Raw genomic sequence first — 25066 nt, 5'->3', positions numbered from 1 at the left:
GCGGTCAGAGCACTTTGCTCAGGTACTCCCGGGTCCGGGGGTGGACCGGGTGGTCCAGGACCTGCTCGGGCGGGCCCTGCTCGACGATCCGGCCGTCGTCCAGGAAGACGATCTCGTCGGCGACTTCGCGGGCGAAGCCGATCTCGTGCGTGACGATCAGGAGGGTGGTCCCGCCGCCGGCCAGGTCCTTGATGACGGCCAGCACCTCGCCGACCAGTTCCGGGTCGAGCGCGGAGGTCGGCTCGTCGAAGAGGATGACGCCGGGCCGCAATGCGAGCGCGCGGGCGATGGCCACCCGCTGCTGCTGCCCGCCCGAGAGCTGCCGCGGGTAGGCGTCGGCCCGGCTGCCGAGACCGACCCGTTCCAGCAGCTCACGGGCGAGGGCCCGGGCCTGCGGCCTGGGCAGCCGTCCGGTCGCCACCGGAGCCGCGGCCACGTTGTCGAGCACGGTGAGGTGGGGGAAGAGGTTGAAGTTCTGGAAGACGAAGCCGATCCGCGCGCGCTGGGCGAGGATCGCGCGTTCGCTCAGCTCCTTGAGCCGGGTCCCGTGCCTCCGTACGCCGACCAGCTCGCCGCCCACGCTGACCTGACCGGCCTCGGGCTTCTCCAGGTGGTTGACGACCCGCAGCAGGGTCGACTTGCCGGAGCCGGAGCGGCCGATCACCGCGGTGACCGTGCCCGGCGGGACGTTCAGGCTCACCCCGTCGAGGACCCGCCGGTCGCCGTACCACTTGTGCACGTCGTGCACCTCGATGGCGGCGGGCGGGCCCGTCGTGGCGGTGGTGGTCATCGCGCGGTCTCCTTCCGGAAGCGTGCCCGCAGCTCGCGCAGGCCCGCCCGGGCCCGCTGCAGGGGGGTGGGCGGCACGGTCCGCAGTGCCCCGCGCGCGTAGTACCGCTCGACGTAGAACTGCACGACGGACACGACGCTGGTCAAGGCCACGTACCAGGCGGTGGCGACCAGCAGCAGCGGCACCACGTCCCCGGGGTAGGTGGCGCCCAGGCTCTGCACCGAGCCGAACAGGTCCAGCAGTGACACGTAGAACACCAGCGAGGTGGCCTTGACGAGCCCGATCAGCTGGTTGACGTAGCTGGGCACGATGGAGCGCAGGGCCTGCGGGAACACGATCCGGGCGAACTGGTAGCGCTTGGGCAGTCCGAGTGCGGCGGCGGCCTCGTGCTGGCCCTGGTCCACGGAGAGCAGCCCGGCCCGGACCACCTCCGCGGCGTACGCCGCTTCGACCAGGCTCAGTCCCACGACCGCCACGGCCATGTCGGCGGCCAGCCTCGACTCGTCGAAGGTGACGAGGGCCGGACCGAACGGCACCCCGAGGCTCAGCGTGGGGTACAGGGCGCCGAGGTTGTAGAGGAAGAGCAGGACGACGATCAGCGGCACGGAGCGCAGCAGCCAGATGTACGTCCAGCTCACCGTCCGCAGTACCGGGCTTGCCGACAGCCTGCCGAGGGCCAGCAGGATGCCGCCCAGCAGCCCCAGGGCCGCGCTGTACACGGCCACCTGGAGCGTGACGAGCAGACCGTCCAGGATCACCGGCCGGGTGGCCCAGTACGCGAACCGGTCCCACTGGTAGAAGGGGTTGGTCAGCAGCCCGTGCGCGGCCTGGGCGGCCAGCACCAGCACGACGACGGTGGCGGCCCACCGCCCGGGCCGCCGCAACGGCAGCACCCGCTCTGCCGGAGCGGGCGGACCGGACCGTCCGGAAGGGCCGGACGGCGCGGTCAGGAGAATCGATTCAGTCAAGGACACTCCTGCAGGCTCGGTCATATTCGGAATTCCGGGAACGGGTATCCGGGCGGCTGTAGCGGCGAATTCACGGGCGGGACACACAACGCCTCCGCCGGAAACAATGCACAGCGGTTCATTCGAATGCGGCGGCCGCCTCGCGCAGCGCGCGGGCCACCAGCTCCGGGGCGTACGGCGCCTGCGCGCCGGGCGTGTACGTCACGGAGCGCAGGCCGCCGGTGTAGCGGAAGCCCCGGTGGCGCTCGTACACCGGCCAGGAGACCGGCGACTTGCGGTCGACTCCCACGCTGATGCCCTGGAGCGGGGCCATCCCGATGAGCTGGTGCACGCTGCCGGCCAGTCGCCCCGTCTGCACTCCGTCGACCAGCAGCCGGAACTCCCAGCGCAGGCCCGCCAACGCGGTGGCCGACAGGGTGACGGTCCGTCGTCCGACGGGCAGCGGACCGGCGTCGGCCTCGTGCAGTCTGCCGTACTCGTTGTAGGCGAAGCGCAGCCGCCCGTCTTCCACGTACAGGCTGTAGCCGCCGCCCTGGTCACCGTGCGACACCAGCACGCCCTGGTCGCCGGCGCCGTGCTCGTCGAGCTCGACCGAGATGTCGAAGGAGCGGAAGGCGATCAGCCGGGAGGACCGGTAGCGCTCCAGCTCCGGGGTCCCCGGCAGGAGCGTGAGGGGGCGGTGGAACCGCTCCTCGGCGGGATGGCGCCGGGCGAGCGCCCCGCTGCCGTCGGAGAGGGGGAAGACGCCGTTGCGCCAGGCCGCCGCTTCCCAGGCCGCGGCCAGCTCCTTCACCACCTCCGGGTGGTCGGCGGCGACGTCGGTGGTCTCGGTCGGGTCGGTCGTCAGGTCGTACAAGGCCCATTCGCCGTCGTCGTACGGGGCGCCCGGCCGGTGCAGGGTGACCAGCTTCCAGCCGTCCCGGTAGTAGCTGCGGTTCCCGGCCATCTCGCAGTACTGCTCGGTGTGCGCGCCCGGTGCCCCGGCGTCCCGCAGGACCGGGGTGAAGCTGACCCCGTCCAGCTCCTGCGCGGGGCGCGAACGCCACTGGTCGGGCCGCCGTACGCCCGCCAGGTCCAGGAGGGTGGGGGTGACGTCGGTGACGTACTGGTACTGGTGGCGGATGCCGGGGTCGTCACCGCCGCGCCGCAGCCCGTCCGGCCAGGAGATGACGAACGGGACGCGCACCCCGCCCGCGTAGGTCTGGCCCTTGTACAGCCGGAACGGGGTGTTGGAGGCCATGCCCCAGCCGCGCGGGTAGTGCACCAGGCTCCGCGGGCCGCCGATGAGCTCGGTGTCCCGTGCGACGTCCGGGTCCCAGTCGTCGGGGACGGGCTGGTGGACGAAGCGGCTGAAGTAGCTGCGGGTGCCGTCGGCCCCGCCCTCGCCGGTGCCGCCGTTGTCGGAGGTGAAGACGATCACGGTGTTGTCGAGTTCGCCGAGGGCACGCAGGGTGTCGGTGAGCCGCCCGAGGTTCTGGTCGATGTTGTCGACCATCGCCGCGTACACCTCCATGTAGCGCGCGTAGCGTTGCTGCTGTCCGGGCGTGAGCTCCTCCCAGGGGCCGACGTCGAAGCCGGCCTCGGAGTTGCGGTCCGGGAGGGCGGTGCCCGCGGGGAACAGGCCGTCGGCGATCTGGCGGGCGAAGCGGGTGCCGCGCAGCGCGTCCCAGCCGCCGTCGTAGCGGCCGCGCTGCCGCTCGATGTCCTCGGGCTTGGCCTGGAGCGGACCGTGGACGGCGTTGTGCGCGAGGTAGAGGAAGAACGGCTTGTCGGGGTCGTGCGCGCGCAGCGACTTCACCATGGCGATGGCCTCGTCGGTGATGTCGTCGGTGTAGTAGTAGCCGTCGGGCAGTTCGTCGATGTCGAGTGGGCTGTTGTCGCGGACCAGTTGGTGGGGGTGGAACAGGCTGGTCAGGCCGTCCAGCACGCCGTAGTACCGGTCGAAGCCCTTCTGCAGCGGCCAGTTGCGCCGGTCGTCGGCGGCGTTGGAGGCGGAGTCGCGGGTCAGGTGCCATTTGCCGACCGCGTAGGTGGCGTATCCCGCGTCATGCAGCACCTCGGCGAGGGTGGGGACGTCCTGGCCGATCTCCATGCCGTAACCGGGGAATCCGGGGTTGGAGTTGGCGACCGTCGCGTACCCGACGCGGTGCGGGTTGAGGCCCGTGAGCAGGGCCGCCCGGGCGGGGGAGCACAGCGGCATGGTGTGGTAGTTGGCCAGCCGCAGGCCGTTCGCGGCCAGCCCGTCGAGCACGGGGGTGGCGATCTCGGCGCCGAAGGGGCCGATGTCGCTGTAGCCCATGTCGTCGACGAGGACCACGACGATGTTCGGGGCGCCGCCGCCGGGCGTGCGCCGCGCCGGCCAGGCGGGTTCGGACTCGGCGAAGGTGCGGCCCACCTGGCCCGCGAACCCCTCGTAGGGGTCGCGGCGGTTCGGGCTACCGGTCGGCTCGGTCACGTGCGGGCCCCACTGCCGCGGCGGTTGAACGGCAGTCGGCCGAGGACCACCGCCATACCGCAGGTGTCGGTGAGCGCGGAGAACACCAAGCCCGCGGCGATCGCCGCGGACAGCAGCCGGAAGACCGGGTGCACGAACAGCCCGAGGAGCAGGCCGAGCAGCACGACGGCGCCCGCGGTGAAGCGGACCTGGCGTTCCATCCCCCACACGGCCCGGGCCGGGCCGTCCGGGTAATGGAGGCCGTGGCCGGCGGCCGTCCAGGCGCTGGTGCCGCCGGTGAGGCCGGCAGCGGTGACCCCGTGCGCGGCGAGGGCCGCCGCGGCCTTCCCGGAGCGGGCTCCGGAGGCGCACACCAGCAACAGGGCACCCCGTTCGGCGGCCTGCCGGAGCTCGGGCAGGCTCCGCTCGATCCGGTCGAGGGGGACGTTGACGGAGTCCGGCAGATGCCCGGAGGCGAATTCGCCGGGGGTCCGGACGTCAACGACGGTCAGCTGGGGCAGGCGGGCCTTCGCTTCGCCGACGCTGAGGGTGGGGGAAACGCTCATGGCGGAACGGGTCCTTGGCTGAGTGGGAACGGGCACGGCCCACGGGGTCCATGGGGCCCAGGCCGTGCCGGGGATGTTAGGCACTTCCGGGCCGCCCGGACGGGAGGCCGCACGACTGCCATGAGGTCGCCATGCAGCGGCAACAACCGGGGCTCGCCCGGCGTCTCAAGCGGGCGCTCACCGTCGATGCCCTGGGACACCAGCAGGGCACGGGGACGGTGGCGGGCGTCCGGCTCGTCGACGGGTGCGCCGGCGGCGGGCGAAGGAAACGGCTCCGCGGCGCAGGGCGCCGACACATGTTCTTCATGCCCTGTGCATGGAACAGGTTCGGTTCGCCGACCCATGATCGGCTGACCACCCGCAGCCGCCATCGAGGAGCAGTCACCCATGTCCAGCCGCCGTACCTTCCTGGCGGGTTCGTCCGCCGTGCTCGGTCTGACCACCGTCACTGCCACCGTCAGCGGGTCAGAGCAGGCGGCGGCCTCGGTGGCGGTCCCGGAGACGGGGGACGGCCCGGTCAGCAGGCCTCCGAACTTCGTCGTCGTCCTTGCCGACGACCTCGGCTACGGCGAACTCGGTGCGTACGGCCAGAAGCTGATCACCACCCCCCGCCTGGACCGGCTCGCGGCCGAGGGACTGCGCTTCACCGACGCGTACTCCACCGCCGCCGTGTGCGCACCCTCCCGTTGCTCCCTGCTGACCGGACTGCACACCGGCCACGCCACGGTGCGCGCCAATCCCTCGTCCGGTGGCCAGGGGTCGCTCACCGCCGCCGACACCACCTTCGCCCAGGTGCTGCACGCCCGCGGCTACCGGACGGCCGTCATCGGCAAGTGGGGCTTCGGACCGGAGGCCGCCGGCCAGGAGAGCCATCCGGCCGCCCGCGGGTTCGAGGAGTTCTACGGCTACATCACCCACGGCCACGCCCACGAGTACTACCCCGAGTACCTGTGGCACAACGACGCCAAGGAGCCCATCCCGGCCAACGGCGGTGGCGCGCGGGCCGTTTACGCCCCGGACCTGCTGGAGCAGCGTGCCCTGGAGTTCATCGACGCCCACGCCGACGAGCCCTTCCTGCTGCTGCTCACCCCGAACGTGCCGCACGCGCCCAGCGACGTGCCCGACACCAGTGCGTACGACGACCGCGGCTGGACGGCCGCGAACAAGGGGCACGCGGCCCAGGTCAGCTACTTCGACGCGCTGGTCGGCAAGGTGGTCGACCGGCTCCGCGCCCGCGGGCTGGAGCAGGACACCGTCGTCCTCGTCACCAGCGACAACGGCCCCCACGAGGAGGGCGGAGTGAACCCCGACCTGTTCGACGCCAACGGCCCGCTGCGCGGCTACAAGCGCAACCTCTACGAGGGCGGCGTACGGATCCCGCTCATCGCCTGGGGCCCCGGCCGCGTCAGGCAGGGCACCAGCGACCGTCCGACCCCGCTGACCGACGTGCTGCCCACCCTCGCCGAGCTCGGCGGCGCCCCCTCCCCCACCGATGTGGACGGCCTGTCCGCCGCTCCCCTGCTCGGCGGCAGCGCCGACTCGGCCCGCCACGGACACCTGTACTGGTTCCGCGACGAGTGGGGCGTCACCAGCCGGGCCAACGCGCAGGACAACAAGCGCGCCACGTGGCTGGCCGAGGCGGTCCGCCGGGAGAATTGGAAGGCCGTCCGCTTCGCCCCCGAGCGGGACCACAGCCTCCCCGACGACAAGTGGCAGGTGGAGCTGTACGACCTGGCCACCGATCCCGGCGAGACCCGTAACGTCATCGACAAGCACTCGGCCAAGGCCGGCGAACTCGTGGCGCTGATGCGCTCCTCCTGGAAGGACACCTATCCCCGCACACCGTTCGGCACGCGGCTGACCCTGCCCGGGCTGGCCGTCCCCGGTGAGGCGTTCACCGTGACCGCCACACTGGACAACGGCTCCGCACGGCCCTGGACCAACGCCGCGCTCGCCCTGCGCGCCCCCACCGGCTGGACCGTGACCCCCGCCTCCCCGGCCACGGCGGACCAGCTCGCCGCCGGCGGTCGCCTCACCGCCTCCTGGCAGGTGACCCCGCCCGCGAACGCCACCCCCGCGACCGCGTGGGCGCTCACCGCGGAAGGCACCGCCGACACGCCGTCCGGGCCGGTCCGCTACCTGGCTACGGGCACCGTCCCGACCCCGCCGGCCGCTCCTGTCCGCGACTCGTACCTCTCCGACCTCACCTGGATCAGCGCCACCAACGGCTGGGGGCCGGTGGAGCGCGACACTTCCAACGGCAAGAACGCCGCCGGCGACGGCCCGCTGATCTCCTTCGGCGGTACGACGTACCCCAAGGGTTTGGGCGTCCACGCGCCCAGTGACATCGCCTACCACCTCGGCGGTGCTGCCGTCCGGTTCACCACTCTGGTCGGCATCGACGACTTCTCCGCCAAGCAGAGCAGCGCCGGCGCCACCCGGGCCAAGGTCTACGGCGACGACCGCCTGCTGCTGACCACCCCCACGCTCACCGCGGCCACCGGCCCGGTCCGCGTCGACCTCGACGTCCGCGGAGTGCGCGTCCTGCGCCTCGTGGTCGAGGACGCCAACAACCGCACGTCCTTCGACCACACCTCCTGGGCTCTGGCCCACGTCACGGTGGGGTGAGCTTTTCAACGCACGGGCTTCCGGGGAGGCCGTTTCGGAGCGTCGCTCCCGGAACGGCCTCTCCGGCATTCGTCGACCGGATTGCGCAAGCCGCCCGAGCTCACCATTCAAGACAGCTCTGTCCACCATGCGACCCGCCCCTTGCTGAGGCAGTCGACCTTGGGCAATATCCCTACTAATCCGATGGGAAAAGGGGGATTCCGCTGGCGCTGCATGTCCGTACGCGGCCATCGGCGCGCGTCAGGCTCGGTGCTCGACTCCCGATCACGTCAACGGACCGCTTGCGTCACCCATGCGCAGCGCATCGCAAGGTGCCAAGCCGGGCCAAGGTCCGTGTGAGCGGCAGGTGGATGCCGTGCTGGTCGAACACCCGGCCGTTCGGCCCGGTTCGGCCACAGCCGCCCCGCTCCCGGCCCACCCCCTCTCTTCCCGGCCACTGGCCGTGGCCGTCAACAACGTTCCGGAGCAGCCCAGATGATTCCCGTCACCCCGCATGGCCCCGCCGTCCGCGCAGCCCAGGCCCCAGGCCACGACGCCCCGGCCTGCGGGTGACACCCGTGCCGACAGCATCGAGCACAGGCGCCGTCCGGTCCGCCGAAGAGCGCCGCCACACGCTTCTGCGTGCCACTCGTGACGTGGCGGACGACCTCGCCGCGGACGCCATCGCCCGCGACCAGGCGGGCCTGCCTCCGATCGACGAGAAGGCACGGCTGTATGAGGCCGGCCTGCTGGCGGCTCTCACCCCGCCCGGGCCTGGCCGCGGAGTGGACTGGCGTACCGGATGTGCCGTCATACGGGCAATCGCCGCAGCCGACAGCTCAGTCGGCGCCGTACTCGCCCGTCATTACGTCCACACCTGGAGCGGACGCTTCTACGCGAGCAACCACGAGGCGACCGCCCTCGAAGAGGAGTCGCTGCGCGAGCAGTGGCTGTGGACGGGCACAGTCCGCGCTCCCTCCTCCGACGAAGACACCTACGCACCGGACCTCACCATGAGGCCGCGCGACACCGGCTACGTCCTGAGCGGCTGCCGGTCCGTGGAAGCGGCGGCGACGGTCGCCGACCAGATCGTGGTGGACGCCGTCTGCTCCGTGACCGGCGACATCCTCGTCGTACGGATCCCTCGCGGCGCGCGCGGCGTAACCGTCGAACCCTTCCACCACCGCCTCGGCCAGCGCGTCGCCGGGGCGGGCGAGATCACCCTGGACCGCGTCACCATCACGCCCGGACAGCTGATGGGACACCGGCCTCATGACGAGGAGTCGGCCGCGCCCTTCACCGCCCTCGCCGAGCCGGCGCTCCGGCTCGCCCTGTGCCACGTCGGCCTCGGCATCGTCGAGGGCGCCCTCACCGAAGCGCGCGACCTCAACAGGGGCGGCCACGCACGCCGCCTGCCCGGTGAGGACCCGGACCTCCTGCTGACGTACGGGGAGCTCGCCTCCGCCGCCCAGACGGCCACCGCCGTCGTCCACCGGGCTACGGCAGTGATGGCGCGGGCCCTCGACACAGGCCCCCACCTCGACGCCGAAGAACCTGCGAACGTCGCCGCGCTGGTCGCCACGGCCGAGACCGTGACGTCGAAGGCAGCCCTGGACGTCACCACGCGGGTGCTGGAACTGGCCGACGCCCCCGGCCTGGACCGCTTCTGGCGCAACGCACGCGTACTGACCGCCCACCACCCGGTCACGCGCCGTCTGCGCTCCATCGGCGAGCACTACCTCAACGGCTCCCACCGCGCCGTGGCGGCGGCCTTCCACTGACGCAGGCGCCACGGGAAGGCTCGGGCCCCATCACCTGACCTGGGCCTTCGGCTGCCGGGCCCAAGCACCTGCCCGGCATCCGGCAGCCACCCGCAACGACCACGGGCCGAAGCCGTACGGGATAATGGGCCCATGCGGATCTCAGCCAGGGCAGACTACGCGGTACGCGCCGCGCTGCAGCTCGCAGCGGCACAGGAGGGCGGGCCGCTGAAGGCCGAAGCCATCGCCGACGCCCAGGACATTCCGCACAAGTTCCTCGAAGGCATCCTGAACGACATGCGCCGGGGCGGCCTCGTACTCAGCCAGCGCGGCGGCAAGGGCGGCTACCGGTTGGCCAAGCCCGCCCACTCCATCAGCATCGCGGATGTCATCCGCGTCGTGGACGGACCGCTCGTCTCGGTACGCGGGGTCCGGCCCCCGGACCTGTCCTACACGGGGCCTGCCCAGTCGCTGCTCCCCTTGTGGATCGCGCTCCGGTCCAACGTGCGGCAGATCCTCGAAGGTGTGACGCTCGCCGACGTCGCATCGTCCCGCCTGCCCGCGGAGGTATCCGCGCTGACCCATGCTCCCGACGCCTGGACCAATCCCTGATCCGACACCCCGCCCACCTGCATTTTCTCACTGCTCAAGACGCTTCCGTCCACCATATGAGCAGCCTCTTGGGGCCGATGGCGCTGTCTGCCAAGATGCCTACCAGCCCGGTGGGAAAACTAGGAATCAGGGAGGTGGCCGCCGTGAGCACAATGCCCCGCGCAGGCCGTCTGCTGACCCTTCTCACCACCCGCCGACACATCGACCTGGGGCGTACGTCCAGCTCCATCTGTCACGCTTCCTGACACCATTCCCCCCGGCCCGGCGCCGCGCGAAGCGCACGGCTGTGCACCTGCCACGGCGCTCCCCCTCTGCCGCCCGGCCCCTTGGCTGACCTCGCCGCCCCGCATCACCTTCGTGGGCGGCGTGCCATGTGCACGGCGGTTCTACCTCCGTCCCCCGGCTTCCGCGGCACCTTTCCCACTTCAGCCTGCACCAGCAAGCCTGCCCATCACCGATGGCTGGGAGCGGGTGCCGTGTACGCCTACTGCCTCGCGTCGCGTGTCTCCGTACCTCTTCGAACGCCCAACCCGTGAAAGGACACCTCCGTGTCTGCCGCAAGACCGCTCACCATCCTGCGCACCATCGCCGTCACAGCGACGCTCCCCCTTCTGCTCACGGCCTGCGGCTACGGTTCCGAGGCGAAGAAGGAAGACGACAAGACCAACAACGTCGCGGCCACCGGCGGCAAGAAGCTGTCGGCTGCCGAGGTCCGGATCGGCTACTTCCCGAACCTCACGCACGCCACTGCCCTGGTCGGCCTCCAGGAAGGCCTGATCGCCAAGGAGCTCGGCGGTACCGCGATCAAGCCGCAGTCCTTCAACGCCGGCCCGTCCGAGATCGAGGCCCTCAACGGCGGCTCTCTCGACATCGGGTTCATCGGCCCCTCGCCGTCGATCAACGGCTACGTGAAGTCCAAGGGCTCCAACCTGCGGATCATCTCCGGCTCCGCCTCCGGCGGCGTCAAGCTGGTCGTGAACCCGGACAAGATCAAGACCCTCGACGACCTCAAGGGCAAGAAGATCGCCACCCCGCAGAAGGGGAACACCCAGGACGTCGCGTTCCTCAACTGGATCTCCCAGAAGGGCTGGTCGGTCGACCCCGAGTCCGGCAAGGGCGACGTCTCCGTCGTCCGTACGGACAACAAGGTCACCCCGGACGCCTTCAAGCAGGGCTCGATCGACGGCGCCTGGGTGCCGGAGCCCACGGCCTCCAAGCTCGTCGCCGACGGCGGCAGCGTCCTCCTCGACGAGACCTCCCTGTGGCCCGACAAGAAGTTCGTGATCACGAACGTCATCGTGTCGCAGAAGTTCCTCAAGGAGCACCCCGACGTGGTCGAGGCCGTGCTCCGGGGCACGGTGAAGACCAACGAGTGGATCAACGCCAACCCGGAGAAGGCGAAGGCCTCCGCGAACGCCAAGCTGGCGGCGGAGGGCGGCAAGCCGCTCGACGCGAAGGTCATCGACCCGGCGTGGTCGAGCATCCTCGTCACCGACGACCCGCTGGCCACAACGCTCAAGGCGCAGGCCGACTACGCGGTCAAGGCCAAGCTCATCGAGCAGCCCGACCTGGCCGGCATCTACGACCTGAGGCTCCTGAACAAGGTGCTGAGGGCCGCCGGCAAGCCCGAGGTCTCCGACGCCGGTCTCGGCGCCAAGTAAGTCCTCACGTCGGTAAGTCCCCAGGAGGTGACGACCATGGCCACCACGCTTGCCAAGGCTGCCGAGGGCACCGCCGCAGCGACTGCGGAGCACGCTGCCCGTATCGAGCACGTCTCGAAGTCCTTCACGGGTCCGGCCGGTACGCAGCTCGTCCTGGACGACATCAGCCTCGATGTCACCCCGAGAGAGTTCGTCACCATCCTGGGGGCCTCGGGGTGTGGCAAGTCCACGCTCCTCAACCTGGTCGCGGGCCTGGACAAGCCGTCCGCGGGGTCCATCCAGACCCCCGGCGGCCGTCCGGCGCTCATGTTCCAGGAACACGCCCTCTTCCCGTGGCTGACCGCGGGCAAGAACATCGAACTCGCCCTGCGCCTGCGCGGGGTGGCCAAGTCCGAGCGCAGGCCGGAGGCCGAGCGGCTGCTGGAGCTCGTCCGCCTCGGCGGCGCCTACGGCAAGCGCGTCCACGAGCTGTCGGGCGGCATGCGCCAGCGCGTGGCCCTGGCCCGGGCGCTCGCCCAGGACAGCCGGCTGCTGCTGATGGACGAGCCGTTCGCGGCCCTCGACGCCATCACCCGTGACGTACTGCACGGCGAACTCACCCGCATCTGGGCCGAGACGGGGCTCTCCGTCCTCTTCGTCACGCACAACGTGCGCGAGGCCGTGCGGCTCGCGCAGCGCGTGGTCCTGCTCTCCTCCCGGCCCGGCCGGGTCGCGAAGGAATGGACCGTGGACATCCCGCAGCCGCGCCGCATCGAGGACGCGGACGTCGCCGAACTGTCCTTGGAGATCACTGAACACCTGCGTGGGGAGATCCGCCGCCATGGCCAGCACTGAAACGAAGCCGAAGGCGGACGACCTCGCCGGCCTGGAGGCCGGCCTGGACGCCCTCGACGCCGTCGAGGTCCGCCGTACGCCGGTCCGCGAGATCATCGTCAGGAAGGTGGTGCCGCCGGTCCTGGCCATCGCCGTGGTCCTGGCCGTATGGCAAGCCCTCGTCTCACTGAAGGTCACCGCGGAGACCAAGCTGCCGCCTCTGTCCGCGGTCTGGGACAGCCTGTCCCAGATGTGGATACAGGGCACGCTGCTGGAGGTCATCTGGACCAGTGTGTCGCGCGGTCTGCTCGGCTTCCTGCTGGCCCTGGCCATCGGCACCCCCCTGGGTCTTCTGGTCGCCCGGATCACGTTCGTCCGGGCGGCGATCGGCCCGATCCTCTCCGGTCTGCAATCCCTTCCGTCCGTGGCCTGGGTTCCGCCGGCCGTGCTCTGGTTCGGCCTCAACGACGCCATGATGTACACGGTCATCCTGCTGGGCGCCGTCCCGTCCATCGCCAACGGCCTCGTCTCCGGCATCGACCAGATCCCGCCGCTGTTCCTGCGCGCGGGCCGTACCCTCGGCGCGACCGGACTGCGCGGTGCCCGGCACGTGGTCATGCCGGCCGCGCTGCCCGGCTACCTGGCAGGCCTGAAGCAGGGCTGGGCCTTCTCCTGGCGCTCGCTGATGGCCGCCGAGATCATCGCCTCCTCGCCCGACCTGGGCCTCGGTCTCGGCCAGCTGCTGGAGAACGGCCGCAACAACATCGACCTGCCCGGGGTGTTCCTCGCCATCATCCTGATCCTGGTCGTCGGTATCGCCATCGACCTGCTGATCTTCAGCCCGGTCGAGCGGTGGGTGCTGCGCAGCCGCGGCCTCCTGCTCACGAACTGAACGAAGAATCGCGCTCGGGACGGGATACCGCGCCGCCCCAGCGCACGCGCACCTGCCGGCACCCTCCGTCCCGGAGAACGACCGCAGCGACAGGCAGGCGGGTGGGCGTCGTACGTCGCCAAGAACAAGCAGTACACGGAGTACTACGACCTCACCACCGACGGCAACGGCAACGTGTCGGGCACGGGTCAGGTGAAGTTCCGCGAGTACTACGACCTGGCCGGCGACCCGTACCAGCTGACGAACAGGCTCTACCAGGCCACCCCGCAGGACGAGCAGAACCTGGGCATCCCCGCCCTGGCGGCGGGGCTCGCAGCGGACCGCACCGCGTAGCGGCATCCGGCGGGTGCTTCCCTGCGCCGCCCGCGGAGGACCCGCCCCACTCACCATCCGACGGAGCCTCCATGCCTTCCTGCTGCACCCCCGAACACGGTGACGCGCACGCCACCGCTGTCACGCTCGCGCTCTCCCCGGCACCGCGGCAGCGCGTTGCCGATCCCCAGCGCGCCGCCCGGCGGCTGATCGACCTGCCGGGCGGGCGCTTCCTCATGGGCACCGACGACCCGGACGCCTTTCCGGCCGACGGCGAAGGGCCGGTACGCGAGGCGGAGGTCGGCCCGTTCCGGATCGCCCCCACGACCGTGACCAACGCCCAGTTCGCCGCCTTCGTCAAAGCCACCGGCCACGTCACCGAAGCCGAACACTTCGGCTTCTCCTTCGTCTTCGGCGGCTTCCTGTCCGACGAGGTCGCCGCCGAGTCCCCGACCGTGGCAGCCGTCCCGTGGTGGCGGGCCGTCGCCGGCGCGAGCTGGCGCCACCCCGAAGGCGCCGGCTCGTCCCTCGCCACCCGTCAGAACCACCCCGTCATCCACGTCTCGTGGAACGACGCCCAGGCCTACTGCGCCTGGTCCGGCACCCGTCTGCCCACGGAGGCGGAGTGGGAGTACGCAGCCCGCGGCGGGCTCGAACAGCGACGCTACCCGTGGGGTGACGAGCTCTCCCCGGGCGGGCGGCACATGTGCAACATCTGGCGGGGCGACTTCCCTGAGTTGAACACCGCGGAGGACGGCTGGGAGGGTACGGCACCGGCGAGGTCCTTCCGCCCCAACGGCTTCGGTCTCTACAACACCGTCGGCAACGTATGGGAATGGTGCGCCGACTGGTTCACACCGGCCACCAGCCGCGTCATGCGCGGCGGCTCCTACCTCTGCCACGACTCGTACTGCAACCGCTACCGCGTCGCGGCCCGCAGCTCGAACACTCCCGACAGCTCCTCCGGCAACATCGGATTCCGCGTGGCGGCGGACAGCACCAAGCCCGGCCCGTAGGCCGACGGAGGGCAGATCGAGGCCGTCGACCGGTTCTGCGAGCAGGACATCAACGCGGCGGCGCAGCGTGCCGGACAGTCCGGCACCGACGTGGGGCACATCCCGCCTTCGCGTCCCACCTGGACCTGGACGGCATCGCTCGCAGGCACCACGCGCACTGTCGGGGCACGGAGGCCGCCGGTGCGGCGGTACGGATCGTGGACTGGGCACGTCACGTACCGCGAACCGTCGCCGTCATGAACACGACCCGGAGCTGATCACTAGTCCGGCGGGGGCCTCCCGAAGACCGAACCTCCCACCTCAGCGGTGCGGGTCGGCGGTGGCTTCGATGTGCTCGGCGACGGCGACGAGCAACACCCGGGTGCCGGGAGTGGTGGCCCGCCAGCAGTGGCGAACACCGCCGGACAGGTAGAGCGTGTCGCCGCGGCCCAGCCGGTGGACCTGCCCCTCCGCCTCGACCTCCGCGGCACCGTCGGCGACGTACATCAGCTCGTCGTTCCGGTGCCGGAATTCGCGCCGGCCGTCGTGGTCACCGGTGAACTCCAAGGCGTGCAGCTGGTGATGGCCGCGTACGGGGGACGTACGCGGCTCGCCTCGCCGCCCACCCCCTCGCGGGCGGACGCGAGGCCGGGGTCGTCCTCGGCTCGTACCACATCCACCCGGCGCGGGTTCTCGGAGGCGGCGAGCAGCTGCACGGCGGTCGTGTCGAGTGCGTCCGCGACGAGCTGCAATGAGCGCATGCTGGGGCGGGCGCGGTCGTTCTCGATCTGACTCAGGAACGGTACGGACAAGCCCGTTCTGGCGGCGATGTCGGCGAGGGTCAGGTCCAGTGCGCGCCTGCGCCTTCGGACACTGGGGCCCACTCGCGGCCCGCCTGCCTCGCCCATGATCCCTCCCGACCCCCACGCTTCGTTCTTCCCGCACCCTAACGCGGGCCGGCGGCTGCCGACTCCGCCGCCGGCACCCGGGCACGCGGCAGCGAGCGATTTCGTACTGCCGTCACACCGCTGACACACCGACCCCCTAGCGTCTAAGTCACTTGAACTGGTCAAAGAAAGTTTGACCGCACAGACGTTAGGGACACCCATGCCTCCCGTGGACCAGAACGCCCGCCGCCGGCGCGGCACCGGCCTGATCGCGATCGACGCCGAAGCCGCCTTCCCCGGATACACCCTCTTCGCCCCGCTCACCGGCACCGGCGAGGTCTACCTCATCGACCTGCACGGCCGCGTCGTCCACGAATGGCGGTTCCCGTACCGCCCCGGCCGCCACGCCCGCCTGCTCGACAACGGCAACCTCGCCTACAACGGCGTGCTCCCGGACGAGCCCGCCCTCTTCACCATGTGGCACAAGTACCGCGGCGGCATCATGCTCGAAGCCGCGCCCGACGGCGCGGTGCTGCGGGAGTACCGCGACCCGCTGCAGCACCACGACGCCCACCACCTCGGCGACGGCCGCATCCTCTACACCGCACTGGAGCCCCTGCGCGGCGGCGAGGCGGCGAGCGTGCGCGGCGGAGTCGAGGGGTCGGAGGCCGAAGGCGGCACCGTCTGGGCCGACACCATCAGGGAAGTCGATGCGGACGGCAACGTGCTTTGGTCCTGGCGGGCCGCCGAGCACCTGGACCGCGACGCGTACGCCCTTCACCCCGACTACGCCCGCGAGCACTGGCCGCTGATCAACAGCGTGACGCCGCTCGCCGACGGCAACATCCTGGCCAGCCTGCGCAGCGTCTCTGCGGTCGTCGTCATCAGCCGGGAGACGGGCGAGATCCTGTGGCGCACCGCGCCGGGCGTGGTCTCCCAGCAGCACGCGCCCACCGAGCTGCCGAGCGGCAACTTCCTGGTTTTCGACAACGGCGTCTTCCGGCCCGGTTGGGACGTGCCGTTCTCCAGGGTCATCGAGGTCGAGCGGGCGAGCGGTGCGATCGCGTGGGAGTACCACGACCCGGCGCGCGAGTCGTTCTTCGCGCCGTTCATGGGCAGCGCGCAGCGGCTCCCGAACGGCAACACCCTGGTCACGGACTCGCCGTCGGGCCGGCTCTTCGAAGTGACGGCGGAGGGCTATCTGTGCTGGGAGTACGTGGTCCCGTACTTCGGCGCCTACCGCGAGTCGGAGGTACGGGAGCTCTTCCCGGCCGAGCCGAACGCCGTCTTCCGTTCGTATCGTTACGGCCCCGAGCAGCTGCCGTGGCTGGATGCCGGGGTACGGCCATGAGAACGTCCGCCGGGACGCCCGCGGCTCCGGGAACACGTGCCGCCGTCCACCCCGTCGACGAGCGGCTGCCCCTGCGGCGGCTCGCGCCGCTCTCCGCCCAGCACGTCCTCGCCATGATCGCGGCTCCGGTCTCCACCGCGTTCCTGACCGCCGACGCACTGGGGCTGTCCGGCGAGCGCACCGCGTCGCTGCTCAGCGCCACCCTGGTCCTGTGCGGCATCGGCGCACTGCTGCAGTCCTTCGGGACGTTCCGGGTGGGTGCCCGGCTGCCGTTCGTCATGCTGCCCGGCGGAGCAGCGACCGCGATCTTCCTGCAGGTTGCGGCCGAGCACGGAGCGGCGACCGCGAGCGGCGCGGTACTGCTCGCGGCGGCCCTGCTGCTGGCCGTCCTGCCGCTCTACGCGCGGATCGTACGGCTCTTCCCGCCGCTGGTCATGGGCGTCACCGTGCTGCTGATCGGGGTCGCCATGGTGCGCGTCGCCGCGCAGCTGATCACCGGGCCGGGTGGCGGCCGGCCCGCCGCACCCTCCGCGGTCGCCCTCGCCGGGCTGACCGTCGGCTGCACGCTCGCCGCGTACCTGCTGTTGCGCGGCGTGTGGCGGCAGATGGCCGTGCTCATCGGCATGGCGGCAGGGACGGCGATCGCCGCCGCCACCGGGCTCGGCGCCTTCACGCCGGCGCACGGATCGGGGCTCGCACTCCCGCACCCCTTTCCGTACGGGATGCCGCACCTCGATTTCCTCGCCGCACTGCCTCTGCTGATCTTCAGTCTGGCCTCGCTCGCCGAGGCGACCGGCCAGACGGTCCTCAACAGCGAGGCCGTGGGCCGTACTCCGGCACCCGGACGTGACGTGCCCCGCGTCGTCCGCGCGGACGCCGTGGTCTCCCTGCTGGGCGGTGTGTTCGGCACCTCCCTGCTGGTGACCAGCTCGGAGAACATCGGCATCGGCAAGCTGACCGGTGTGCGCAGCCGGTTCGTCACGGCGGGCGCGGGCGCGCTGCTCATCGCCGCCGGGCTGCTGGCGCCGGTCTCCCGGCTGCTGGCGGGCATCCCGGCGCCCGTCGTCGCGGGCTCCGCGCTGGTGGTGTACGCGGTGATCGCGGTGATGGGCGTGGAGATGCTGCGCCGGGTCGACCTCGCAGACCGTAAGAACTCCATGGTCGTGGCCGTCGCGCTGGCCGCGGGGCTGCTGCCGGTCGTCTCCCCGGGGCTGTACGACGGCTTCCCCGGCTGGGTGCGTACGGTCCTGGGCAGCGGGGTGGTCGCGGGCACCCTCACCGCGGTAGTGCTGAACACGGTGTTCCGGTGGGCACGAGGCTCACGCACTCCCTGAGCGTGCCGACGCTGACGTACCGGGGACGCACCGGTCGGAGGGGCCCACGCGCTGGGCCCCCGCTTCGTCCCGTCCGGGAACGGCACCGAGGAGGAGCCCGCCCAGCAGTGCGCCTGCGATCGAGCCGGCCGCGAGGACCAAGGTGAAACGGGGGTTGGCCCGCAGCACGGTGAAGCTGCCGTCCCGGCTGTACCGGGCGAAGGCGACCAGCATGGTCGGCAGCGACACCAGCAGTGACAGGCTGCCGGCGATCTTGATGTCGACGCCGTACAGCAGCACGATCGTCGGGTGAAGCCGTCGGCCTGCACTGGGACGATGTCCACCTCGACCAGGCCGTCTTCTACGTGCGCTGCACCCTCTCCGCCATCGACGACAACCACCTCGTCATCACCACACCGAAGACCCGATCGAGCCGCGGCTGGGTCGCCATCTCACCCCGCGTCGCCACCGCCCTCCGACACCGAACACAAACAATGCCCCGAACACGCGGCGATCCTGACGATCCGTTCGCCGGACTCGTGTTCTGCCGACCCGACGGCCGACCGCTCGGACCTCAGGTGCTGGACCGACTTCGCCGTCTTTCCGCCGAAGCCGGTGTCCCCAGGGTCACGGTCCACGACCTGCGACACCTGGCCGCCACGATCACCTTCACCGCCGGCGTCCCCCTCACCGTCGTCTCCAAGACCCTGCGGCACTCCAACCTGTCGACGACCGCCAACCTCTACAGCCACCTCACCCAGCAGGCAGCCCGCGAAGCCGTACGTAGCGTGGCTGCGACCACCACGCGACCACATCCACCGAATCCGCGAAGCCCTCCGCCGACTCCGCTCCCCCGCAGTACCCGACTTCAGCGCCGTGGCCGACCGGCCCCAGACCGGACGTGCGACCACACTGCGACCACCCACGGCCCCTGGACGCACGAAAGGCCGCCCTCTCACGGATGAGAGAACGGCCTCCGACCTGCGATAAGCAGAGTCGGGACGACAGGATTTGAACCTGCGACCCCTTGACCCCCAGTCAAGTGCGCTACCAAGCTGCGCCACGTCCCGTTGTGCCGTTGATCTGGGGTTTCCCCCGTCCCGGCGGCACATGCAGAACATTACCCCACGTAGAGGGGTGCGCATGCACGGGTATGCGTCGGCGGGCAGGATGGCGGGGTGGACGGACGGGATCGGGACGCTGAGGGGCGGGCGCGGAGCGCGCGGCCGCGGGACGGGCTGGGGCGGCCGCTGCCCTATGGGGAGCCGGGTGTGGAGCGGCAGCCCGAGGGGGTGGTGCGGACGCCCGCGGAGACGGTGGAGGAGGCGCAGCGCCTGCTGGACGCGGGGATGCCGTTCCATGCGCACGAGGTGTTCGAGGACGCCTGGAAGTCCGGGCCGCCGGCCGCGGCCCCGCTGTGGCGCGGGCTCGCGCAGCTGGCCGTCGGGCTGACGCACGCGGCCCGTGGCAACGCGGTCGGCGGGGCGCGGCTGCTGCGCCGCGGCGCCGACGCGCTGGCCGGGCAGGACGCGGCCCCGGAGGGGGCGTACGGGGTCGACGTGTCGGGGCTGGTGCGGTGGGCCCGGGAGCTGGCCGGGCGGGTGGAGCGCGGCGAGGGCATCGACGCCGCTGCCGAGGCACCCCGGCTCCGGGCCGCCCGGGGCAGCCGCGGTCCGGCCTGAGGCGCCGGGGTCAGGCCGGCTGGAGGAGGTCCCAGCGGTTGCCGTAGAGGTCCTCGAAGACCGCCACCGAACCGTACGGCTCGTGGCGCGGCTCCTCCAGGAAGCGGACGCCCTCGGCGGTCATGCGGGCGTGGTCGCCCTCGAAGTCGGCGGTGTGGAGGAAGAACCCGACGCGGCCGCCGGTCTGGTCGCCGACCCTGGCCCGCTGGGCCTCGTTCTTGGCGCGGGCCAGCAGGAGGGCCGCTTCGCGGGCCCCGCGGGGCCGGACCACCACCCAGCGGGAGCCGTCCGGGCGGGGGGTGTCCTCGACGAGGTCGAAGCCGAGGGCACGGGTGTAGAAGTCGATGGCCTCGTCGTAGTCGTGGACGACGAGGGCGGTCAGAGCGATGTGTGCGGACATGGCCCCTATTGTGCGGATCCGCCCAGCAGCACGACCTCCAGGGTGCGCGGGCCGTGCACGCCCTCCACCCGGTCGAGTTCGATGTCGCTGGTCGCCGAGGGTCCCGAGATCCAGGTCAGCGGGCGGCGCGGGTCGAGCAGCGGCAGCGCCTGCGGGATCGAGTCCACCACCTGCCCGGGTACGCGGACCACGCAGATGTGGTGGTCCGGGATCAGGCTGATGCGGCGCCGGCCCTGCCCCGGGCCGCCGTCGAGGACGAGGGTGCCGGTCTCCGCGACGGCCAGGGCGCAGCCGGTCACGACACTGTCCACGGCGTCCAGTTCGTACGGGGTCGAGGCGGCCCGGTCCGCGACCCGGGTCTGGTCGGCCGCCGCGAGCCAGTACGGGGGAAGGCCGGCCGGCACCAGGACGCTCCGCGCGCCCCGCTCGGCCAGCAGCCGCATCAGGAGCACCGCGAGGCCGTCCTCGTCCGTGCGGTGGACCTTCGCCCGGTACTCCGCCAGGTTCGCGGCGAGCAGGTCCACCCGCTCGGCGGGGGTGCGCTCGGCGTGGACCCGGAGGTAGTCCCGGGGAACGGCGGCGCCGGGGCCGCGGTCGCCCGCCGTGGCCCGCCGGATCCGGCCCAGGACGCGGTCCCTGCTGCTCATGCCCGTCCTCCCCGCTGCCGTTCTGCCCGCTCCCGTTCTCCGCGCTCCCGCGCCCACCAGTCCCGGAAGGGCTCCTGCGGGAGCTCCGGCAGCTCCCGGCTGTCCGTCCAGGCCTGCCCCGGGCCCGGCAGCCGCCCGGGGCGCAGCCGCCGGGCCCGGGCCAGCAGCCGCTCCCCCGCGCGCAGCGCGCCGGGCCGGTCCAGCAGCAGTCGGGCCGCGCGCATGGCGGCCCGCTCCGCGGTGTGGCCCCGCGCCGGACGGATCCGTACGCGGACGCCCTCGCGGGTGACCCGGCCGCCCTCAGCCACCCGCTCGCGCAGGTGCAGGAGCACCTCGGGGATGTCGATGGCGACCGGGCAGACCTCGTAGCAGGCCCCGCACAGGGTGGACGCGTAGGGCAGCGAGGCGTCGATCGGGCTGCCGGTGCCCCGCAGTTGGGGGCTCAGGATCGCGCCGATGGGGCCGGGGTAGACGGAGCCGTAGGCGTGGCCGCCGGCGCGTTCGTAGACCGGGCACACGTTGAGGCAGGCGGAGCAGCGGATGCAGCGCAGCGCCTGCCGGCCGACCTCGTCGGCGAGGGTGTCGGTGCGCCCGTTGTCGAGGAGGACGAGGTGGAAGGCGGAGGGGCCGTCGCCGTCCGCCCCTCTCGAAGGGCCCAGCCCGGTCCACATCGTCGTGTACGGGTTCATCCGCTCGGCGGTGGAGGAGCGCGGCAGTGTCTGCAGGAAGATCTCAAGGTCGCGGAAGGTCGGCACCACCTTTTCGATGCCCACCACGGAGATCAGGGTCTCGGGCAGCGTCAGGCACATCCTGCCGTTGCCCTCCGACTCGAAGACGACCATCGTGCCGGTCTCCGCGACCATGAAGTTGGCTCCGGAGACGGCGACCTTGGCACGCAGGAACTTCTCGCGCAGGTGCAGGCGGGCCGCCTCGGCGAGTTCGTGCGGCTCCTCCCCCAGCCCCTCCGGGGCGGGCCGGCCCCAGCTGCCCATCTCCGCGGCGAAGACGTCCCGGATCTCGCCGCGGTTGCGGTGGATGGCCGGGACCAGGATGTGGGAGGGCCGGTCGTGGGCGAGCTGCACGATGAGTTCGGCGAGGTCCGTCTCGTACGCGGCGATCCCGGCGGCCTCCAGCGCCTCGTTGAGGCCGATCTCCTGGGTGGCCATGGACTTGACCTTGACGAGCTCCCGCTCACCCGTGGCCAGGACCAGGTCCGTGACGATGCGGTTGGCCTCCGCCGCGTCGGCCGCCCAGTGGACGGTGCCGCCCGCCGCGGTGACCGCCTCCTCCAACTGGACGAGGTAGCGGTCCAGATGGCGCAGGGTGTGGTCCTTGACCGCCCTGCCGGCCTCCCGCAGCCTGTCCCAGTCCGCCAGCTCGGCGACGGCGCGGGCGCGTTTGTCGCGGATGGTGTGGGTGGCGTGCCGCAGGTTGGCGCGCAGGACCCGGTCCTGTACGGCCTCCCGCGCGGCCGCCGGAAAGGCGGGGACGGCGGAGGCGGCGGGGACGGCGGAAGCGGCAGGGTCAGCGGGGTCGGCCGGGAAGGCCGGGAAGGCCGGCATGCCGAGGAACGTGCCCGTCATGTCAGCGGCTCCTCCTGTGTCGAGGCCAGGATCTCGGCCAGGTGCAGGGCCCGCAGCCGGGTGCCCTGGCGGCGCAGGATGCCGTCGAGGTGGGCGAGGCAGGAGTTGTCGGCGCCGCACAGCACCTGCGCCCCCGTCGACGCGGCCCGGCCGGTCTTGTCGGTGCCCATGGCCGCCGAGACGTCGGGGTTCTTCACGGCGAAGGTGCCGCCGAAGCCGCAGCACTCCTCGGCGCCGGGCAGTTCGACGAGTTCGAGCCCCTCGACGGCGGCGAGCAGCCGCCGGGGCCGGTCGCCGAGGCCGAGCGTCCGCAGCCCGTGGCACGAGGGGTGGTAGGTGACGGTGTGCGGGAAGTACGCGCCGACGTCGGTCACCCCGAGCACGTCCACGAGGAACTCGGTCAGCTCGTACACCCGCGGTACGAGGTCCTCCGCCAGAGCCGCCAGCTCCCCGCCGCGCCCCTCCCGCTCCGCCTGCCGGCCGATCCGAGGGTAGTGGGCGCGGATCATCGCGGCGCAGGAACCGGACGGGGTGACCACGTACGGGTGGCCCGCGAAGGCCTCGGCGGTGCGCCGCAGCAGCGGTTCGCTCTCGCGCCGGTAGCCGGTGTTGTACTGGGGCTGGCCGCAGCAGCTCTGGGCCGCGGGGAAGTCCACCTGGACGCCGAGCCGCTCCAGCAGCCGGACGACGGCGATGCCGGTCCGCGGGTACAGCGCGTCGTTGACGCAGGTGACGAACAGGGCGGCGCGCATGACGGGCAGAATAGCCGGGTGAAGAAGTTCTCAGTGATCGGCATAGGCGCGGGCGACCCGGACCACCTGACCCTCCAGGCGGTCAGGGCGATCGGCGCGGCGGACGCATTCCTCATCCTGGAGAAGGGCGAGGAGAAGGCGGACCTGACCGGGCTGCGGCGCGCGATGCTCGACGAGCACGCCCGCCCCGGCCACCGGCTCGTGGAGGGCCGCGACCCGGACCGGGACCGCACCCCGGACCGGTACGCGCCGACGGTGGACGGCTGGCGCAGCGCGCGGGCCGAGATCTTCGAGCGGTTCATCGCCGAGGACCTGGCGGACGGCGAGACCGGGGCCTTCCTGGTGTGGGGCGACCCCTCGCTGTACGACTCCACCCTCGCCATCCTCGACGAGGTGCTGGAGCGCGGGCGGGTGGCGTTCGAGCACGAGGTGGTGCCGGGGATCAGCAGCATCTCCTCGCTGCTGGCCCGGCACCGGACCAATCTGAACCGGGTCGGGCGGCCGGTCCAGATCACCACCGGGCGGCGGCTGGCCGAGGGCTGGCCGCAGGACGTGGACGACGTGGTGGTGATGCTGGACGCGCGGCACGCGTTCACGGCCCACCTGGACCAGGACCTCTACATCTACTGGGGCGCGTACGTCGGCACGCCGGACGAGATCCTGGTCCAGGGCAAGCTGGCGGAGGTGGCCGGCCGGATCGAGGAGCTCCGGACCGCGGCACGCGCCCGCAAGGGCTGGATCATGGACACCTACCTGCTGCGGCGCGGCTGAGCCGTCACCCCTTCACGTAGGCCGGCAGGGCGGCGGCGAGGCGTTCGTACTCCTCGGGGCGGTTGTAGATCTGCCCGCACACGCGGATCCCGCCGCCGCCCGGCCACGACCAGACCAGCACCCGGATGCCCTGCTCGGCCGCGATCCGCTCGCGCAGCGCACGGGCGTCCGCTTGGGTCTCGGCGGTGCCCGGCGGCAGCCGCAGGGCGCGCATGGCGAGGCCCTCGGTGTACGGGAGCGGGGTGAGCCCCGGGATCTCGGCGAGCAGGGCCGCGCCGTGGGCGGCGAGGGCGCTGTTGTGGGCCCGTACGGCGGCCGCGTCGAGCCGCTGGAGGAGGTCGAGGCCCTCGGGGGCGGCGAGCCAGCCGGTGTAGTCGGCGGTGGCCCGGTACTCGACGGACCGGGGAAAGCCGTGCTCGTCCTCCCAGGAGGGAACGAGTGCCCGGACGCGGCCGCGGTGGGCCGGGGCGACGGCGAGGACGGCGCTGCCCGAGGGCGCGTACCCCCACTTGTGCAGGTTCCCGAACCAGAAGTCGGCGCCGCCGCCGAGCGGGTCGGGCAGCATGCCGAGGGCATGCGCGCCGTCGACGACGGTGGTGACACCGCGGGCGGCGAGCTCGGCGAGCAGCCGCGGCGAGGCGATGATCCGGGCGGTGGGCGAGCTGACGTGGTCGAGCAGCGCCACCTTCGTACGGGGTGTCAGGGCGGCCAGCACCTTCTCGCGGACGGCGTCCTCGTCGGGCAGCAGGGGGTCCAGCGCCACGGTGGTGACCGGCGCGCGGCGGGCGGCCGCGGCGACGACGGTGCCGTAGCCGTGGTCGGTGACCAGGATTTCGTCGCCCTCGGCGAGCGGGATGGCGTCCAGGGCGAGGTTGGCGCCCTCGGTGGCGTTGGCGATGAAGGCGATCCCCTCGGGTTCGGCACCCAGGTGGGCGGCGACCCGGCCGCGGGCGGCGGCGATCCGCTCGGAGGCGGCGATGAAGAACGCGTCGGGATCGGCGTGCAGTTCCGCCTGGAGCGCGGCCTGGGCCTCCTGCACGGGCAGCGGCACGGCGCCGAAGGAGCCGTGGTTGAGGTGGGCGATCTCCGGATCCAGCCGGAACAGCCCGGGGCCCCCGGGGAACACGGCGGGGGCGGCCGGGCGCTGCGGTGCGGCGGGGGCGGTCGGGTCGGTCACGGGTCCTCCGAGGGGTGGTGTGCGGTTACCCGGATGGTGCGGGCCGTCCCGGACCGGCCGGAAGGGCCAATCCCGCCGAGGTGGCCGGTTCCG

General features: G+C 72.1%; 24 protein-coding genes, 1 tRNA gene and 2 pseudogenes. 15 read left to right on the top strand and 12 right to left on the bottom strand.

Annotated elements, in window-relative coordinates:
• Nucleotides 1-4 precede the first annotated feature (4 nt).
• The 4 genes from ABZ128_RS15485 to ABZ128_RS15470 all read right to left on the bottom strand — a co-directional run bounded on the left by ABZ128_RS15485 (nucleotide 5) and on the right by ABZ128_RS15470 (nucleotide 4758).
• A complete protein-coding gene (locus tag ABZ128_RS15485; RefSeq protein ID WP_356848713.1) occupies nucleotides 5-790 on the bottom strand; it encodes an amino acid ABC transporter ATP-binding protein in 786 nt (261 codons plus the stop codon).
• On the bottom strand, nucleotides 787-1782 hold the full coding sequence (locus ABZ128_RS15480) for an amino acid ABC transporter permease (protein ID WP_356848712.1): 996 nt from the start codon (nucleotides 1780-1782) through the stop codon (nucleotides 787-789). The genes ABZ128_RS15485 and ABZ128_RS15480 overlap by 4 nt, the downstream gene beginning before the upstream one ends.
• 94 nt (nucleotides 1783-1876) lie before the next feature.
• Nucleotides 1877-4213 carry an arylsulfatase gene (locus tag ABZ128_RS15475; protein ID WP_356848710.1) on the bottom strand — a complete coding sequence of 779 codons (2337 nt, stop codon included), beginning with the start codon at nucleotides 4211-4213 and terminating at the stop codon, nucleotides 1877-1879.
• Complete coding sequence (locus ABZ128_RS15470; protein ID WP_356848708.1) at nucleotides 4210-4758, bottom strand: rhodanese-like domain-containing protein; 549 nt, start codon at nucleotides 4756-4758, stop codon at nucleotides 4210-4212. Before ABZ128_RS15470 ends, ABZ128_RS15475 begins: the two co-directional genes overlap by 4 nt.
• Before the next feature lie 387 nt (nucleotides 4759-5145).
• Between ABZ128_RS15470 and ABZ128_RS15465 the strand changes: the two genes are divergently transcribed.
• From ABZ128_RS15465 to ABZ128_RS15420, 10 genes and pseudogenes are all read left to right on the top strand, one after another.
• The gene (locus tag ABZ128_RS15465; RefSeq protein ID WP_356848707.1) at nucleotides 5146-7386 is read left to right on the top strand and encodes a sulfatase-like hydrolase/transferase; all 2241 of its coding nucleotides are present in this window, start codon (nucleotides 5146-5148) and stop codon (nucleotides 7384-7386) included.
• 635 nt (nucleotides 7387-8021) lie between these two features.
• Nucleotides 8022-9146, top strand: a complete 1125-nt coding sequence (locus ABZ128_RS15460; RefSeq protein WP_356848706.1) for an acyl-CoA dehydrogenase — start codon at nucleotides 8022-8024, stop codon at nucleotides 9144-9146.
• A 132-nt stretch (nucleotides 9147-9278) separates the two neighbouring features.
• Entirely contained in the window at nucleotides 9279-9737 is a 459-nt protein-coding gene (locus tag ABZ128_RS15455) for an Rrf2 family transcriptional regulator (protein ID WP_356848705.1), read from the top strand.
• A gap of 56 nt (nucleotides 9738-9793) precedes the next feature.
• On the top strand, nucleotides 9794-9982 hold the full coding sequence (locus ABZ128_RS15450) for a putative leader peptide (RefSeq protein WP_356848704.1): 189 nt from the start codon (nucleotides 9794-9796) through the stop codon (nucleotides 9980-9982).
• A 303-nt stretch (nucleotides 9983-10285) separates the two neighbouring features.
• Nucleotides 10286-11398, top strand: a complete 1113-nt coding sequence (locus ABZ128_RS15445; RefSeq protein WP_356848703.1) for an aliphatic sulfonate ABC transporter substrate-binding protein — start codon at nucleotides 10286-10288, stop codon at nucleotides 11396-11398.
• A gap of 36 nt (nucleotides 11399-11434) precedes the next feature.
• Nucleotides 11435-12232: an ABC transporter ATP-binding protein gene (locus tag ABZ128_RS15440; protein WP_356848702.1), complete on the top strand. Its 798-nt coding sequence runs from the start codon at nucleotides 11435-11437 to the stop codon at nucleotides 12230-12232.
• Nucleotides 12219-13103, top strand: coding sequence for an ABC transporter permease (locus tag ABZ128_RS15435; protein WP_356848701.1), 885 nt, complete (start codon nucleotides 12219-12221; stop codon nucleotides 13101-13103). The genes ABZ128_RS15440 and ABZ128_RS15435 overlap by 14 nt, the downstream gene beginning before the upstream one ends.
• A 174-nt stretch (nucleotides 13104-13277) precedes the next feature.
• The gene (locus ABZ128_RS15430; protein WP_356848700.1) at nucleotides 13278-13436 is read left to right on the top strand and encodes a hypothetical protein; all 159 of its coding nucleotides are present in this window, start codon (nucleotides 13278-13280) and stop codon (nucleotides 13434-13436) included.
• Nucleotides 13437-13507: 71 nt separating this feature from the next.
• Nucleotides 13508-14431, top strand: a complete 924-nt coding sequence (locus tag ABZ128_RS15425) for a formylglycine-generating enzyme family protein (protein WP_356848699.1) — start codon at nucleotides 13508-13510, stop codon at nucleotides 14429-14431.
• A gap of 95 nt (nucleotides 14432-14526) precedes the next feature.
• Nucleotides 14527-14688 (top strand): annotated as a pseudogene (locus ABZ128_RS15420) (glutathione S-transferase family protein); the annotation flags it as partial.
• 43 nt (nucleotides 14689-14731) lie between these two features.
• Here ABZ128_RS15420 and ABZ128_RS15415 read toward each other — a convergent pair.
• Nucleotides 14732-15318 (bottom strand): annotated as a pseudogene (locus ABZ128_RS15415) (XRE family transcriptional regulator).
• Between the two features lie 199 nt (nucleotides 15319-15517).
• On the opposite strand from ABZ128_RS15415, the gene ABZ128_RS15410 reads away from it, so the two are divergent.
• Both ABZ128_RS15410 and ABZ128_RS15405 read left to right on the top strand, forming a co-directional pair.
• On the top strand, nucleotides 15518-16648 hold the full coding sequence (locus tag ABZ128_RS15410; RefSeq protein ID WP_356848697.1) for an aryl-sulfate sulfotransferase: 1131 nt from the start codon (nucleotides 15518-15520) through the stop codon (nucleotides 16646-16648).
• On the top strand, nucleotides 16645-17982 hold the full coding sequence (locus ABZ128_RS15405; RefSeq protein ID WP_356848696.1) for a solute carrier family 23 protein: 1338 nt from the start codon (nucleotides 16645-16647) through the stop codon (nucleotides 17980-17982). Before ABZ128_RS15410 ends, ABZ128_RS15405 begins: the two co-directional genes overlap by 4 nt.
• Here the strand turns inward: ABZ128_RS15405 and ABZ128_RS15400 are convergent.
• Nucleotides 17968-18261 carry a hypothetical protein gene (locus ABZ128_RS15400; RefSeq protein ID WP_356848695.1) on the bottom strand — a complete coding sequence of 98 codons (294 nt, stop codon included), beginning with the start codon at nucleotides 18259-18261 and terminating at the stop codon, nucleotides 17968-17970. The two genes, ABZ128_RS15405 and ABZ128_RS15400, sit on opposite strands and share 15 nt — an antisense overlap.
• Nucleotides 18262-18284: 23 nt before the next feature.
• On the opposite strand from ABZ128_RS15400, the gene ABZ128_RS15395 reads away from it, so the two are divergent.
• Nucleotides 18285-18926, top strand: a complete 642-nt coding sequence (locus ABZ128_RS15395; RefSeq protein WP_356848747.1) for a site-specific integrase — start codon at nucleotides 18285-18287, stop codon at nucleotides 18924-18926.
• A 31-nt stretch (nucleotides 18927-18957) separates the two neighbouring features.
• Here ABZ128_RS15395 and ABZ128_RS15390 read toward each other — a convergent pair.
• A tRNA-Pro gene (locus ABZ128_RS15390) sits at nucleotides 18958-19031 on the bottom strand.
• Nucleotides 19032-19139: 108 nt separating this feature from the next.
• On the opposite strand from ABZ128_RS15390, the gene ABZ128_RS15385 reads away from it, so the two are divergent.
• Complete coding sequence (locus ABZ128_RS15385) at nucleotides 19140-19643, top strand: DUF309 domain-containing protein (protein ID WP_356848694.1); 504 nt, start codon at nucleotides 19140-19142, stop codon at nucleotides 19641-19643.
• 10 nt (nucleotides 19644-19653) lie between these two features.
• On the opposite strand, the gene ABZ128_RS15380 is transcribed toward ABZ128_RS15385, so the two are convergent.
• Genes ABZ128_RS15380 through ABZ128_RS15365 form a run of 4 tightly spaced genes read right to left on the bottom strand, consistent with a single transcriptional unit; the run spans nucleotide 19654 to nucleotide 23025 of the window.
• Entirely contained in the window at nucleotides 19654-20043 is a 390-nt protein-coding gene (locus ABZ128_RS15380; protein WP_356848693.1) for a VOC family protein, read from the bottom strand.
• A gap of 5 nt (nucleotides 20044-20048) precedes the next feature.
• Nucleotides 20049-20690 carry an LUD domain-containing protein gene (locus tag ABZ128_RS15375; protein ID WP_356848691.1) on the bottom strand — a complete coding sequence of 214 codons (642 nt, stop codon included), beginning with the start codon at nucleotides 20688-20690 and terminating at the stop codon, nucleotides 20049-20051.
• A complete protein-coding gene (locus ABZ128_RS15370; RefSeq protein ID WP_356848690.1) occupies nucleotides 20687-22273 on the bottom strand; it encodes a lactate utilization protein B in 1587 nt (528 codons plus the stop codon). The genes ABZ128_RS15375 and ABZ128_RS15370 overlap by 4 nt, the downstream gene beginning before the upstream one ends.
• Nucleotides 22270-23025 (bottom strand): (Fe-S)-binding protein, encoded by a 756-nt coding sequence (locus tag ABZ128_RS15365; protein WP_356848688.1) that lies wholly within the window; start codon nucleotides 23023-23025, stop codon nucleotides 22270-22272. The genes ABZ128_RS15370 and ABZ128_RS15365 overlap by 4 nt, the downstream gene beginning before the upstream one ends.
• A gap of 18 nt (nucleotides 23026-23043) precedes the next feature.
• Between ABZ128_RS15365 and cobF the strand changes: the two genes are divergently transcribed.
• Nucleotides 23044-23796, top strand: a complete 753-nt coding sequence (gene cobF, locus ABZ128_RS15360) for a precorrin-6A synthase (deacetylating) (RefSeq protein WP_356848686.1) — start codon at nucleotides 23044-23046, stop codon at nucleotides 23794-23796.
• Nucleotides 23797-23800: 4 nt separating this feature from the next.
• On the opposite strand, the gene ABZ128_RS15355 is transcribed toward cobF, so the two are convergent.
• Entirely contained in the window at nucleotides 23801-24973 is a 1173-nt protein-coding gene (locus ABZ128_RS15355; protein ID WP_356848684.1) for an aminotransferase class V-fold PLP-dependent enzyme, read from the bottom strand.
• Nucleotides 24974-25066 lie beyond the last annotated feature (93 nt).

The organism is Streptomyces sp. NPDC006326, from assembly GCF_040612915.1.
In the GTDB taxonomy this organism is placed as follows: Bacteria; Actinomycetota; Actinomycetes; order Streptomycetales; family Streptomycetaceae; genus Streptomyces.
This window is presented reverse-complemented; position numbering and strand designations above follow the sequence as displayed.

Bases quoted from the DNA above. Each gene is read 5' to 3' on its own strand.
- ABZ128_RS15435 (WP_356848701.1), top strand. From the start codon at position 12,219: ATGGCCAGCACTGAAACGAAGCCGAAGGCGGACGACCTCGCCGGCCTG.
- ABZ128_RS15470 (WP_356848708.1), bottom strand. From the start codon at position 4,758: ATGAGCGTTTCCCCCACCCTCAGCGTCGGCGAAGCGAAGGCCCGCCTG.
- ABZ128_RS15410 (WP_356848697.1), top strand. From the start codon at position 15,518: ATGCCTCCCGTGGACCAGAACGCCCGCCGCCGGCGCGGCACCGGCCTG.
- ABZ128_RS15405 (WP_356848696.1), top strand. From the start codon at position 16,645: ATGAGAACGTCCGCCGGGACGCCCGCGGCTCCGGGAACACGTGCCGCC.
- ABZ128_RS15380 (WP_356848693.1), bottom strand. From the start codon at position 20,043: ATGTCCGCACACATCGCTCTGACCGCCCTCGTCGTCCACGACTACGAC.
- ABZ128_RS15365 (WP_356848688.1), bottom strand. From the start codon at position 23,025: ATGCGCGCCGCCCTGTTCGTCACCTGCGTCAACGACGCGCTGTACCCG.
- ABZ128_RS15455 (WP_356848705.1), top strand. From the start codon at position 9,279: ATGCGGATCTCAGCCAGGGCAGACTACGCGGTACGCGCCGCGCTGCAG.
- ABZ128_RS15375 (WP_356848691.1), bottom strand. From the start codon at position 20,690: ATGAGCAGCAGGGACCGCGTCCTGGGCCGGATCCGGCGGGCCACGGCG.
- ABZ128_RS15480 (WP_356848712.1), bottom strand. From the start codon at position 1,782: ATGACCGAGCCTGCAGGAGTGTCCTTGACTGAATCGATTCTCCTGACC.
- ABZ128_RS15425 (WP_356848699.1), top strand. From the start codon at position 13,508: ATGCCTTCCTGCTGCACCCCCGAACACGGTGACGCGCACGCCACCGCT.
- ABZ128_RS15485 (WP_356848713.1), bottom strand. From the start codon at position 790: ATGACCACCACCGCCACGACGGGCCCGCCCGCCGCCATCGAGGTGCAC.
- ABZ128_RS15370 (WP_356848690.1), bottom strand. From the start codon at position 22,273: ATGACGGGCACGTTCCTCGGCATGCCGGCCTTCCCGGCCTTCCCGGCC.
- ABZ128_RS15440 (WP_356848702.1), top strand. From the start codon at position 11,435: ATGGCCACCACGCTTGCCAAGGCTGCCGAGGGCACCGCCGCAGCGACT.
- ABZ128_RS15465 (WP_356848707.1), top strand. From the start codon at position 5,146: ATGTCCAGCCGCCGTACCTTCCTGGCGGGTTCGTCCGCCGTGCTCGGT.
- ABZ128_RS15450 (WP_356848704.1), top strand. From the start codon at position 9,794: ATGAGCAGCCTCTTGGGGCCGATGGCGCTGTCTGCCAAGATGCCTACC.